Raw genomic sequence first — 13,147 nt, forward strand, 5'->3', positions numbered from 1 at the left:
GTCCTAGATGTTGAAAGCTGGTTCGATGACTTTGGAGAAGAAACTCCGGGTGCGTTCCTCGCGCGGGTTGGCGAAGATGTCCTGGGGTGAGCCGGATTCGATGATCAGCCCGTCATCCATGAACACCACGGTGTCTGCCACGTCCCGGGCAAAGCCCATCTCGTGGGTCACGATGATCAGTGTGGTGCCGGACTTGGCCAGCTCCCGGATGACGTCCAGGACCTCGTTGACCAGTTCAGGGTCCAAGGCGGAAGTGGGCTCATCGAAAAGCAGGATCTTCGGATCGAGCGCCAACGCACGGGCAATTGCGACGCGCTGCTGCTGGCCGCCGGAGAGCTGGCGAGGGTAGGCGTCGGCGCGGTCCTTCAGTCCCACCCGGTCCAGGAGTTCCAAGCCACGCTTCCGGGCTTCGGCCTTGGAGCGCTTCTGCGCCACGATCGGCGCCTCGATGACGTTCTCCAGGGCCGTGAGGTGCGGGAACAGGTTGAAGCTCTGGAACACCATGCCGATATTGGTGCGCTGCTTGAGGATGTCCTTCTCGCGCAGTTCGTGGAGTTTGTTGCCACGGACCTCGTAGCCCACCAGTTCGCCGTCGATGGTGATGTAGCCGCCGTCGACCTTTTCGAGGTGGTTGATGGTTCGCAGGAGCGTGGACTTGCCGGAACCGGACGGTCCAACGATCACAGCCACGCCGCCAGGCCGGACGGAGAGGGAAACACCTTTGAGGACCTCGGTGGCGCCGAAGGACTTCCGGACGTTGGTGATATCCACCTGTCCACGGGTTGCGGCCTTGGCCTGGGCTGAGTCGTTGGCTGCCTGGGCTGACCCGGTAGCGCCAGTGGTTCCGCGGGCTTCCCCGGCAGCCTCACCGGCTGCGGTCTCAGCGGCAGCCTGTGCCGCCGTCGTTTTCTGCTTGCGTGCTGCGATGATGCTCATCGGGCGTCCTTCGTGGGAGAAGCGGCAACGTGGGTGGCGAAGAACTTCCGGGCCTTCTGCAACGGCGTGAGCGGCAAGGTCCGGAGGGCGCCCTTGGAGAAGTGGCGCTCAATGTAGTACTGGAAAACGCTCAGCACCGAAGTGATCACCACGTACCAGAGGGTGGCCACCAGGAGCAGCGGCAGCACCTGCTGGGTCCGGTTGTAGATGACCTGGACGGTGTAGAAAAGCTCGGAGTAAGCCAGGACGTAAACGATCGACGTCCCCTTGACCAAGCCGATGATCTCGTTGAAGGCGTTGGGCAGGATGGCGCGCATGGCCTGGGGCAGCACGATCCGGGTGGAACGCTTCCACGCCGGGATGCCCAAAGCGGACGCAGCTTCCAGCTGGCCCTGGTCAACGGAGAGGATGCCGCCACGGATGATCTCGGCGGAGTAGGCGGCCTGGTTCAGCGTGAGGCCAAGAACGGCAGCCGCGAACTGGCTGATGAGCGTTGTGGTCTGGGCTTCGAAGAAGCGGACGTCCGTGAAGGGGATGCCCAGGCTGATCTTCTCGTAAAGGTAGCCCAGGTTGTACCAAAGGAGGAGCTGGACCAGCAGCGGGGTGGAGCGGAAGATCCAGGAGAACGTCCAGGACACCGAGACCAGCAGCGGCGAGGCAGACAGGCGCATGAGGGCCAGGATGAAACCAAGCACAAAGCCGAGGACACCGGAGATGGCCGTGAGTTTGAGGGTCTCCACCAAACCGTTGACAACGGACTGGGCGGTGAACCATTGGGCCACCACGCCCCACTCCCAGCGGGGGTTGGTCACCAGCGACCAGGCGATGGCTGCGACGCCGGCCGCAACCAGCACCGTGCCCACCCAACGCCAGGGGTGACGGGCCGGGACCAGCTTGTACTCGGAGTAGTCCGGGGTGGGCGGTGCGGTGTCCGCCGTGGCAGGCGGTGCGATTGCACTCATGCGCCACCTCATTTCAGTTCGGTTGTTGTCTATTGGATGGCTGCCAATCTATGGGCGCGCCGAAGCCGTCAGCAAGGCAGCAATTTGCACTTCTTCACCCGGCTTAGCGCGACTTCTCGGGGCTTCGCATGACGTCATAAATTCCTTCACCAACCGTCAAATGCGTCTCTTCTTTGCCTGCGTTAACGCGGTGTGACGCGTAGTGAACGGCCGTTACCCGCTCCTCGACCGGCGTGCCCGGGGGTCCCTAGATTGGACTGCACCAACCACTGTTTGCCAGGAGATCCCATGCCGTCACGAGTTCCAGCCCTCGCCTTTATTGGCGGCGGCCCGCGCACGGCCGGCGTCCTCGAACGGCTCGCCGCCAACCGCCCAGCGCTGTTCGATGGTCCGTTGGACATCCACGTGATCGAGCCACACCAGCCGGGCTCGGGCAGGATCTGGCGTTACGACCAGGACCCCGGCCTGCTGCTCAACTCAACAGCCGCGGACGTCACCATGTTCACGGACGCTTCGGTGGCCTGCGACGGTCCAACGGTTGATGGCCCGGGCCTCTCTACCTGGGCCGCGGGTGTGCTGGACGGCACCATCCGGGACGTTCCTGCCCTGGAGCCGCACGTGCTCGAGCAGCTCCATTCGCTGACTCCTGCGTCCTTCCCCACCCGCCAGCTCCAGAGCAAGTACCTTGAGTGGTTCTTCCGCCGGGCCGTCTCCTCCCTCGGCCCCGACGTGACAGTCACGGTCCATCAGGACACGGCAACCGCCGTCGAACGCGCTTCCGACGACGGTTCCCACCACGTGAGGCTGGCTTCCGGCGCTGAGGTGATTGCCGACGTCGTGGTTTACGCGTTGGGCCACACCGATTCTTTGCTGGATCCTGAGTCCGCCCGCCTCAGCGACTTTGCTGCCACGCATGGCGGGTTCCATGCGCCGCCGTCGTACACCACGGATGTGGACTACTCCGCGGTGGAGGCAGGCCAGGACGTGATCGTCTCCGGAATGGGGCTCGCGTTCGTTGACCTGTTGGTGCTGTTGTTTCAGGGCCGCGGTGGACGTTTCGAGGAAAGGCCCGACGGCGAACTTGACTACGTTCCGTCCGGCGCCGAGCCACGGGTCTGGGCAGGGTCGCGGCGTGGGGTGCCGTACCACTCCAAAATCTCCTCGGAGCTGCGCGGTGAGCCGGTTGCCCGTCCCCGATATTTCACTGCGGAGGCTGTCCAGGCGTTGTTGGCTGAGCATCAGGAGCTCGATTTCCGGACGCAGCTGTGGCCGCTCATCGCCAAGGATGCCGGCTACGCCTACTACCGGGAACTGTTCACCGGCTACCCATCACGCGTGCTGGGGACGTGGGAAAGCTTCGAAGCCCATTTTGACGCCGCCCCCTGGTACAGCTCCGCGCGGGAAGAACTGGTGGCCGTGTCTATCCCGGATCCGGCACTCCGCCTGGATCTGGAGAAGCTCGACCACCCCTTGAGCGGATGCGCTTTCGCCGACCATGACGCGGTGCAGCGCTCCGTTGCCGCCTACATCCAGAACGACCTCAACCTCCGCACCAGCAGCGACCACTCCGAAACCCTCGCGTTGTTCACCGCGCTGCTGTTTGTGTACATGGATCTCGGCCGGCTTGTCCCGCAGGAGCGGCTCAACGCCCGCTCCCAGCAGGCGATCCACGGCTGGTGGCACGGCTTCTTCAGCTTCGTTGACTCCGGGCCCCCTTCCCACCGCCTCCGTGAGATGCTCGCGCTGCATAGGGCCGGACTCCTGAAATTCCTGGGCCCGGGTATGTGGGTGCGCGCTGATGAAACCCTCGGACGGTTCGTTGCGGGCTCCTTCCAGTCGCCGGTGGTGGTGGACGCGTCCGCCTACATCGAGGCACGGCTGCCTTCGGCCTCCGTGGAGCGGTCCGCCAACCCGGCCCTGCTGCACCTGCACGACGCCGGATGGGGCACCGAACAGCGGCTGCTCACCTCCGAAGGAGCCCACTCCACGGGGAAACTCCTGGTCTCCGGGAATCACGAAGTATTGTCCCCCGTTGGTATTCCACAGAAGGGTTTGTTTGCGGTGGGTCCGTGGACGTCGGGGTGGGGCGCGGGGGCCTTTGCCCGTCCCAACACCAACGCAGCTCCGTTCCGGGAAAACGACGCCCTGGCACGCAGGATCCTGTCCACGGTTGCCGTCGTCCCAGCGCTCCAACCCAACTAGGGTTCCACCTACGAAAGGCATGACATGACCACCTCGCCGACCCTCCCGACGTCGGGCCTCACCGTCCTGAGCCTGCCCATGGACGATCCCCGCGTCCGCCCGCTCCTGGACGAGCTCGCCGTCGAATACGAGGCACGCTATGGGGACCTGTTCAGCAGCGAGGGCGCGGCCGAGGAACTTAACCGGTACCCCGCCGAAGAGTTCGCGGCTCCGCACGGTGCGCTCATCATCATCCAGGAGAACGGCGAATCCGTGGCCGGCGGCGCCTTCCGCCGCTACGACCAGGACACAGCCGAGCTCAAGAGGATTTGGACCCACTCCGCCCATCGCCGTCGCGGATTGGCACGTCGCGTTCTCGTCGAGCTCGAAGCCGAGGCCCGGCGCCGCGGCTACGCCAAGCTCTACCTGACCACAGGACCGCGCCAGCCGGAAGCGAAAAACCTGTACCTGGCCACAGGGTACACGGCGCTGTTCGACCTCGACGCGGACCCCGAGGAAATCATGCATTTGGCGTTCAGCAAGGATCTTGCCCCGCACAGCTAAGCTATGCGCATGGCCAACAAAAGCACTGCCGAAAAACTCGCCACCATCCAGCAGGGGTACACCCTGGAAGGCGCCACTATTGAGCTTGGTGCCGCGATCGTGGACGGCGAAGTCCACAAGGAAGCGCAGGTCCGGCTCCCGCTGGCCATGATGAACCGGCATGGCCTGGTGGCCGGAGCCACCGGTACCGGCAAAACCGTCACCCTCCACATGATTGCCGAACAGCTCTCGACGGCGGGTGTTCCGGTTTTCCTCGCCGACATCAAGGGCGATCTGTCCGGGCTGGCCACGCCCGCTACCGGGAGTGAGAAACTGACGGCCCGCACGTCCGCGCTGGGCCAGCAGTGGGAAGCCAAGAACTTCCCGGTGGAGTTCCTCTCACTCGGCGGGGACGGGAACGGCATCCCGGTCCGCGCCACCATCACCTCGTTCGGACCCATACTGCTCTCCCGCATCATGGACCTCAACGACACCCAGGAATCCAGCCTCCAGCTGATCTTCCACTTCGCCGACCAGAAGAACCTTGAACTGATCGACCTCAAGGACCTCCGCGCCGTCATCCAGTTCCTCACCTCGGACGAAGGCAAAGCCGAACTCGAGAACCTGGGCGGCCTCTCCAAAGCCACGGCCGGTGTGATCCTGCGCGAACTGGTGGGGTTGGAAGCTCAGGGCATGGAGAAATTCTTCGGCGAACCGGAGTTCGACACCGCCGAGCTGCTCCGCACGGCACCCGACGGCCGCGGAGTGGTCAGCTGCCTGGAGCTCCCCACGCTGCAGACCAAGCCCCTGCTGTTTTCAACCTTCCTGATGTGGCTCCTCGCCGACCTCTTCGAAGACCTGCCCGAAGCCGGCGACCTGGACAAGCCCAAGCTCGTCTTCTTCCTGGACGAGGCACACCTGCTCTTCAACGACGCTTCCAAGGCCTTCCTTGAAGCCATCACCACCACGGTCCGGCTGATCCGGTCCAAGGGCGTGGGCATCTTCTTCGTCACCCAAACACCCAAAGACGTTCCCGCCGACATCCTGGGCCAGCTCGCCAACAGGGTGCAGCACGCCTTGCGGGCCTTCACCCCAGAGGACGCCAAGGCGCTGAAGGCAACTGTGTCCACATTCCCGGTCAGCGACTACGACCTGGAGAAGACACTCACCTCAGCTGGCATCGGCGAAGCCGTCATCACCGTCATGAACGAAAAAGGCGCTCCCACGCCTGTCGCCCTGACCCGGCTCCGGGCACCCGAATCCGTCATGGGACCCAGTACTGACGAGCTCATCCGGAGCACCGTGGCTGCGTCCTCCTTGCTGGTCAAATACGGCACCGCGGTGGACAACGTCTCCGCCTACGAGAAGTTGAACGGCCAGGTCGCTGCCTCCACAGGCGACCCCGCACCGGGGCTGCCTCCTGTTCCCTCATCCGCTACGGGAGCATCGCAGGCAGACATCGACGCCGAAGCCCGCCGTATCGAGGAGGAAATCCTGGGCCGTCCAAGCTCGCGGGCTTCCACCCCTGAGTCCTACCCGGCCCCGCCCGCGCCTGCCCCGGCTCCCGCGCCCGCCCCACAGGACGGGATGTTCGGCGACATAGCCGGCGCCTTGGGAGGTGCATTGGGCGGTGGCCTCAAGAGCATGGTCCGCTCCATGGGCACCCAGCTCGGCCGCGACCTCATGCGCGGAGTCTTCGGCACCTCCTCGCGTCGGCGTCGCTAGTCCTGTTCAGCGGCCCCGGGCGGTGGGATGCTCAGCTGCCGCCCGCCGTCGAGCCTTCTCCAAACGGTGGATATAAGACGTTCCGACGCCTTCGTGCACAGTGATTGCGGCTGTGGCAGGTAACGTAAAGGGCGTGCAGTTGAGTCAAGCGATGGTCAAGACCGCAGCCGGGTGGCTGCTCGGTCTGATGCTTGCTGCCGCCGGAGCCATCGTGTGCATCAACCTGGTGAGCTCCTCGGTGGCCAGCCCCCAGCAGCCCGTCAAGGAATATCTGGAAGCCCTGCAAAAGGGCGAAGGCGAAGAAGCACTGGGGCTGTTGAGGGCCAAAGTTCCCAGCGCTAACGCCGCGATGCTGGACGGAACCGCGTTACAAACCGCCGCCTCCAAGATGTCAGACGTCAAGGTGGGGAACCCCGAAGCGCGCGGCAGCAACCGGATGGCCGTGCCCGTGGAATACACCCTGGACGGCAACCGCCTCCACACCGAGTTCCTGATGGAGCGCACCGGAACCCAGTGGCTGTTCTTCACCAAGTGGGCCTTCGTGCCCACCACTCTGCCCACCATTGACGTCACCGTAGTGAATGCCAGCGAAGCAACGCTCAACGGCGTCCCCGTCAACATGCCCAACGGCCGCAACACCTTCGCCGTTTTCTTCCCCGGCAGATACGAAGCAAGCCTGAACGGCACCTATTTCGAGGCTCCGCCGGCATCGGCCCTAGTGTCCTCCCGCGACGGAGGCCAAGCGCCCCTGAACCTGCAGACCCGGTCCACAAAAGCCATGAATGAAGCTGTGGCGGGCAAAGTCCGGGAATTCCTGGACACGTGCGCCGCCCAGGCCACGGAACAGCAGCGACTCCAGCCGGACTGCCCCTTCTACCATGTCAGCAACGCGCGGGTAGTGGACGGAACCATCAAGTGGGCCATTACGGAATACCCCAAGATCACCATTGAGCCCTTTGGCGGCAAGTGGGTTGTGGCGCCTCTGAACGGCAAGGCGACGTTGACCGCCCGCGAAATCGACCTCTTCACGGGCTACGGCAAAGACCTCAGCGTCGAGCACGACTTCAGCTTCACCACCCAGCTGGACATCTCCGGCGACACTGTCACCGTGACGCCACTCCTGACGTTCTAGGGCCTTCCGGGCGTTCTACGTCGTGCACGTTTTCGGCCTCCACGCCTGGAGGATTTCCTGGGTCACTGCTGAACTGGATGGCTTAAATCTGCTGAAATGAATGGGCTTAAACGGGAAATGGCCCGGGTCCACCCTCAGGGGCAGACCCGGGCCTATCCGACGGACCTAGTCCATGCCTCGCAAGTCCAGAACCAGCTCCGATTCACCGTCAGCCTGCAGGACCACCGGAATGCCCCAGTCCTGTTGGTAGAGGTGGCAGGCGGCGTGATCCGGGATCTCGCCGTCCTCTGTCTCGGGGCCATCGCAAGCTGCAGCGCGGGCCGTGATGTGAAGGATTCCCTCGGGGACGTCCGCTGACAGTTCAAGGGTGCGGAGCAGGCCCATCGACGTTCCTCCACCGGAGACCAGCAGTTCCGGCGGTGTGGAGGAGATTTTCAACTGCGTCGGGTCGCCCCAGCGGTCGTCAAGCTTCTGGCCCGTGGGAGCCTTGAAACGCACTGCCAGTTCAAGGTTTCCCGGCGTGACGGGGCTCTTGGGGCGGTGCGTTTGCGATGCGCCCTCGTCCACTTGCTGGGCTTCCTTCGGGATGGGAACCAGGACCAGCTGGTGCTTGTTCGACTCCACCACTACAAGAAGCGGCTCGCTGCCTTCCACCTGGACCACGACGACGTCGCTCGGCTCAGCGAGGCCACGCGCCAGCGTGGACACTGACTTGGTGGCGGGGTCGTACCGGCGAACGGCACCGTTGTACGTATCGGCGATGGCCACCGAACCGTCAGGGAGAACCGTGACGCCCAGTGGGTGCTGGAGACGCGCCTCAGCGGAATCGCCGTCGCGGAACCCGAAGTCGAACAGCCCCTTCCCCACTGCGGTCTCGACCGTCACGCCGGAATCGCTGACAACCAGCCGGCGCAGGGACGACGTCTCGGAATCGGCAACCCAGATGTTGTCATCCGCATCGATCGCGAGGCCCGAGGACTGGGCGAACCAGGCTTCCTCGGCTTTGCCGTCCAACAGGCCCTCAAGCCCGGACCCGGCAAGGATGGAGACCTCATTGCTTAGGGGGTCGAAGGCGAAAATCTGGTGGGTACCTGCCATGGCGATAACCACGCGCTGCAGCTTCCCGCTCCACACCACATCCCACGGGGAGGACAGCGAAACTTCAGCACCAAGTCCCAGCGCTCCAACGTCCACGGAGTCCGCCGCGAAGTCGGCCGGACCGTCGTCGTGGTGTTCGGACCACGTACCGGCACCAGTGTCCGTCACGCGTGCGGGACCGGCATCCAGCAGGCGCTGCACTCCGTTACCCGCGACGGTCTGCACGTAACCGGAGCTGAGCGTCACGCCACGCAGCCGGTGGTTCACCGTATCGGCCACGACGGCGTCGTATCCGAGCTTCCAGGCGAGCTCAGACGGGAGCAAAGCTACGCCCTGCGGCTCGTTGAACTGGGCGATCTCAGCTTGTCCGTCCAGGTACCCCTTGGTCCCCGAGCCAATAACGCGCTCCACGGTCTCAAGGTTCGGGCGGAGCTCCACCAGCCGGTGGTGGCCGGAGTCCACTACGAGGTAGTTGCCATTGGCGAGTTGGGTGGCCTTCCCGGGGAAGCGCAACGTGCCCGACGTCGGCTCTGGAGCCACGTATGGACCATTGCCGCGGTGGAGGGTTCCCTTGGCTTCGTGTTCGGCTACGAGTTCCTCCAGCAGCACGGCGAGGCCGCCGGCGTGGCCCTCACCCGAAAGGTGGGCCACGATGTAGCCCTCAGGGTCAACCACAACAAGCGTGGGCCATGCGCGGGCCGTGTAGGCCTTCCACGTCGCGAGCCCGGGGTCGTCCAGGACCGGGTGGTGGATTTCGTAGCGCTCAACGGCTGAAGCCAATGCCACGGGATCGGCCTCATGCTCGAACTTGGGCGAGTGCACGCCTACCGTCACCAGGACGTCCGAGTACTTTTCCTCGAGCGGGCGGAGCTCATCCAGGACGTGCAGGCAATTGATGCAGCAGAAGGTCCAGAAGTCGAGCAGCACGATCTTTCCCCGCAGGGATTCGAGATCCAGTGATTTGCCGCCCGTGTTGAGCCAGCCGCGGCCCTCCAGTTCGGAGGCCCGGACCCGGAGTTGGGTTCGTACGGTTTCGCTCATCAGCGTCCTTCCAGCTTGGTATGTGGTTCAGTCTGCCCGGCGGGGTCCGTAGTGGTGTCCGTCCGGGTAGGTTGCGTGCTCCGGCCCGCCATCTTGGCGTCGCGATCAGCCAGGCGGGCAAACATATCGTTGTAAGCACTGAGATCGGCGTCGTTATTCCTATCGGCGGCCCGATCCACCCTGCGGGTCTCGCGCTCATCCGAGCGGGACCACATGACGGCCACCCCGATTGCGACCAGCAGCGTGGGTATTTCGCCGATGCCCCAAGCTACGGCGCCACCCAGTTGCTGGTCTCCCAGGGCCGACGGACCCCATGAACGGCCGAGGTTTCCGAAGTAGTCCGCAGCGAGCAGCCCCGTACCACCCATGATGGCCACGCCAAAGAAAGCGTGGAAGCCCATGGTGGCCAGCAGCAGGAGCAGGCGCATCGGATATGGGGCACGGCGTGGCAGGGGATCGCTGCCGATCATGCTGAGCACAAAAATGTAGCCCGTTAGCAGGAAGTGGACATTCATGAGCTCGTGGCCAACGTGCTCGCGCATCGCCAGGCCGAAGAGATCCGAGTAATAGAACAAAACGATCGAGCCTGCGAAGTTCGCAGCGGCGAACAGCGGGTGGGTGACGATCTGCGAGAACCTGGAGTGGACAAACAGCAACAACCATTCGCGCAATCCCCTAGAGCCATGGACGCCTTCGCCCCTGGCAGGGAGAGCGCGCAAGGCGAGGGTCACCGGCGCACCCAGGACCAGGAAGATCGGCGCCACCATGGTGAGGGCCATGTGGTCCACCATGTGCGCGGAAAACAGTACCCTGCCGTAAACAGCGGGTGGGCCGGAAGTGATATAGGTGAGCACCACCAGGCCGATCATCCAGTTCACGGCCCGGAACCAGGACCACTTGTCCCCACGCCTGCGGACCTTCACGATGCCCATGATGTAGGAGACCGCGCCAAATAGCGCTACACCTACCCACAGCCAGTCGAAACGCCATTCAGTGAGCCATCGCTCGGGGGTCAGTTCGGGTGGCAGTTCGTAGCCGGAAAGGATGAACGACGGCGATGCGTCCGGCGCGTAGGTGGTGGGTTGCGGCGGAGCCGAGCGCCCAAGCGCAACGGCGAGTCCCGACGTCGCACCCATCACGAGCAGCTCAACCAAAACCAACTGCCACAGCACCCGGCGCGCAGACATGGAGCCGCTCTTGCCGAGCTGGGGGATGACCCATTGGCGGTGCATGAAACCAATGCCGCCCAACACCAAAGTGGCCAGCGCCTTGGCTACAATCAGCTGGCCGTAGGGCGAACCGAACAGGTCCGCTGGGTTGGTTACGCGGATTGCTGCGTTGATGACACCCGAGGCGAACACCAGGACGAACGCGAAACCTGCCAGGGCGGAGAAGCGCCGCAGCGTCTGCTCCGTGATATCGGGGCTCCCCTTGCTTCGCGAACCCGTAAGGAGTCCGGACAGGACGGCGAGCATGATGATGCCGCCCACCCATGTTGAGACTCCAACCAAGTGAAGGCCCAGTGAGTTGATGGCACCTTCATGGTCGCTGGAGCTTGAAGAGTGCCCAATAAGGGCAGTAGGAACGAGTCCAATGAGGGCCAAAAGCAGTGTGAAGGCCAGACCCGTCAGGGACCTGACGCCGAACAATGCCGTGGTTACCACCGCGGCGATAATGGTGACGGCGAGCCACGCCTTACCGGTGTCGATGTCGGTCATGAAGTACACCAAGGACTTGGTGAACTCCGCATCTCCCGAGAGTGCCTGTCCAGCAACATCCGCATACGTCAGGACGAGAACAGCTACGGCCGACAACGTCCATGCGGCACCGGCTGCTGCGGCGACCGCAAGTGCCCGGGCAAACGCGGGATGCTCCGGAGCGTCCAGATCCTTTTCACGTGATCGGGATCCGCCGAGGTTCTTGGGCAGAATGCCGACGGCGAAGATCAGTCCACCAACGACGGTGGCCACGGATACGTTGTGTACGGCTTTCGCGATGGGAAGGCCCCACCGCACCAGGGCGCCGGGGTCGGAGACTTGCCGGGCCGCCGAAGCTCCGGAGAAGATCAGGGCCGCGGTAAGAACCAGAAACAACACCGCCAAGCCGGCCAATTGCCACGGAAGGGAAATTCCCGCGACGGAATCGCCTCCACGCGGTCCCGGCTTGGGAACGGGCGAAGGGGCAGTTGCGGAGCTTCTTGCTGATGGCACTTATCCATTGTCCGCTACCCGCTGCCGGGCTGCGAATCGTAAGTGGCGCTATGTGCATTAACTAACAGCAAAAGGGACGGCAACCAACAGGTTGCCGTCCCTTCAAGGCGTTCGCCGAAGAGTAGTTACTTCTTCTTGGCGACAGCAGCCTTCAGCTTGGAGCCTGCGGTCAGCTTGACGCTGTGGCCGGCTGCGATCTGGATGGTTTCGCCGGTCTGCGGGTTGCGGCCGGTGCGAGCTGCACGGTCGGTGCGCTCAACTGCGAGCCAGCCCGGGATGGTGATCTTTTCGCCAGCGGCGACAGAAGTCTCGAAAACTTCGAACAGTGCATCGAGCACGGAGTTGACTGCTGCCTGGCTGGTGCCAGCCTTGCCTGCTACCTCTGCAACGAGTTCACTACGGTTCTTAGCCATTTACGTCCTCCTGGACTCATACGTTTTTGAGCTTTCAAGCGGAATGCGAGCAAGCCACTGTTCGAAAACTTACCAGCTTGGGCAGCCATGACCAGCAAATTCCGCGTGTTTCCGCGCCTTTTTGACCAAAATCACCGGATTTTCGGGGTTTTTGGGACCGGTTTACGCCCTTGGCGTACCCTGCGCCGTTGGCTGGGACCCATTGCCCTGCCCGGTCAGAACAGGATGCGTTGGAACAGGACGTGGTCCTGCCACTCCCCGGCGATCTGCAGATAGTCCGGCGCCATCCCGATCCGCTCGAATCCAGACCTCTTGAGTACCGCCTGCGAGGCCAGGTTATGGACCAGGGTGGCGGCCTGAACGCGATGGAGTCCGAGCTCCTCCGCAGCCATGGTGAGGACTTGTCCCACTGCGGCAGAGGCAAGGCCCCTGCCAGTGAACTCCTGGTCAATCCAATAACCCATATTCGCGCTGAGAAAGGGTCCGCGGACGACGCCCGAGAGCGTGATTCTTCCGATGATCCTTTCGCCAGCGGTAAGGACCCACGGCACCTCGCTGCCGGCTGCGAACAGGTTCAGCTTGATTGCCACATCTTTAGCCTGACCGGCTGCGCTGAAGAACTCGTCGCTGCGTTGAGGGTCCCACGGGGCCAGGTGGTCGCGGTTCCGTGCGTAGGCGGCGGCCAGGGGGCCGCCATCCTGGGATTCCAACGGGCGGAGGGTCAGCAAGCCGTGGCTGGCGGGGGTACCGGTGGCGTCAAAAGGGAGGCTCCGGGTGAGATTCATCCCATGACAATACCTGTGTTGTGTTGTGTGGGTTAAATGGGTGGAGCCCCGACCGTGGTGGTCGGGGCTCCCCGTTAATGTGTGTCCGGCGGTGTCCTACTCTCCCACACCCTCCCGGGTG

Annotated in this window: 10 protein-coding genes; 4 read left to right on the forward strand and 6 right to left on the reverse strand. The window is 63.7% G+C overall.

What is annotated here, in order from left to right; all coding sequences use genetic code 11:
* Window positions 1-3 precede the first annotated feature (3 nt).
* Together AC5RU9_RS20005 and AC5RU9_RS20010 are read right to left on the reverse strand one after the other, a co-directional pair.
* Complete coding sequence (locus tag AC5RU9_RS20005; RefSeq protein ID WP_494017843.1) at window positions 4-936, reverse strand: amino acid ABC transporter ATP-binding protein; 933 nt, start codon at window positions 934-936, stop codon at window positions 4-6.
* Window positions 933-1,898 carry an amino acid ABC transporter permease gene (locus tag AC5RU9_RS20010; protein WP_211713550.1) on the reverse strand — a complete coding sequence of 322 codons (966 nt, stop codon included), beginning with the start codon at window positions 1,896-1,898 and terminating at the stop codon, window positions 933-935. Before AC5RU9_RS20010 ends, AC5RU9_RS20005 begins: the two co-directional genes overlap by 4 nt.
* A gap of 288 nt (window positions 1,899-2,186) precedes the next feature.
* Between AC5RU9_RS20010 and AC5RU9_RS20015 the strand changes: the two genes are divergently transcribed.
* From AC5RU9_RS20015 to AC5RU9_RS20030, 4 genes are all read left to right on the forward strand, one after another.
* A complete protein-coding gene (locus AC5RU9_RS20015) occupies window positions 2,187-4,100 on the forward strand; it encodes an FAD/NAD(P)-binding protein (protein ID WP_494017844.1) in 1,914 nt (637 codons plus the stop codon).
* A gap of 24 nt (window positions 4,101-4,124) precedes the next feature.
* Entirely contained in the window at window positions 4,125-4,643 is a 519-nt protein-coding gene (locus AC5RU9_RS20020) for a GNAT family N-acetyltransferase (protein WP_494017845.1), read from the forward strand.
* 9 nt (window positions 4,644-4,652) lie between these two features.
* Complete coding sequence (locus AC5RU9_RS20025; protein WP_494017846.1) at window positions 4,653-6,347, forward strand: helicase HerA-like domain-containing protein; 1,695 nt, start codon at window positions 4,653-4,655, stop codon at window positions 6,345-6,347.
* Window positions 6,348-6,498: 151 nt separating this feature from the next.
* Complete coding sequence (locus AC5RU9_RS20030; RefSeq protein WP_494017847.1) at window positions 6,499-7,479, forward strand: hypothetical protein; 981 nt, start codon at window positions 6,499-6,501, stop codon at window positions 7,477-7,479.
* A 165-nt stretch (window positions 7,480-7,644) separates the two neighbouring features.
* Here AC5RU9_RS20030 and AC5RU9_RS20035 read toward each other — a convergent pair whose 3' ends face one another.
* The 4 genes from AC5RU9_RS20035 to AC5RU9_RS20050 all read right to left on the reverse strand — a co-directional run bounded on the left by AC5RU9_RS20035 (window position 7,645) and on the right by AC5RU9_RS20050 (window position 13,026).
* Window positions 7,645-9,618 carry an NHL domain-containing thioredoxin family protein gene (locus AC5RU9_RS20035; RefSeq protein ID WP_494017848.1) on the reverse strand — a complete coding sequence of 658 codons (1,974 nt, stop codon included), beginning with the start codon at window positions 9,616-9,618 and terminating at the stop codon, window positions 7,645-7,647.
* On the reverse strand, window positions 9,618-11,828 hold the full coding sequence (locus AC5RU9_RS20040; RefSeq protein ID WP_494017849.1) for a bifunctional copper resistance protein CopD/cytochrome c oxidase assembly protein: 2,211 nt from the start codon (window positions 11,826-11,828) through the stop codon (window positions 9,618-9,620). Before AC5RU9_RS20040 ends, AC5RU9_RS20035 begins: the two co-directional genes overlap by 1 nt.
* A 125-nt stretch (window positions 11,829-11,953) precedes the next feature.
* The gene (locus AC5RU9_RS20045; RefSeq protein WP_011776355.1) at window positions 11,954-12,241 is read right to left on the reverse strand and encodes an HU family DNA-binding protein; all 288 of its coding nucleotides are present in this window, start codon (window positions 12,239-12,241) and stop codon (window positions 11,954-11,956) included.
* Between the two features lie 215 nt (window positions 12,242-12,456).
* Entirely contained in the window at window positions 12,457-13,026 is a 570-nt protein-coding gene (locus AC5RU9_RS20050; RefSeq protein ID WP_494017850.1) for a GNAT family N-acetyltransferase, read from the reverse strand.
* Between the last annotated feature and the right edge of the window lie 121 nt (window positions 13,027-13,147).

The sequence above is a fragment of the Arthrobacter sp. B0316-5-4 genome (assembly GCF_059090325.1).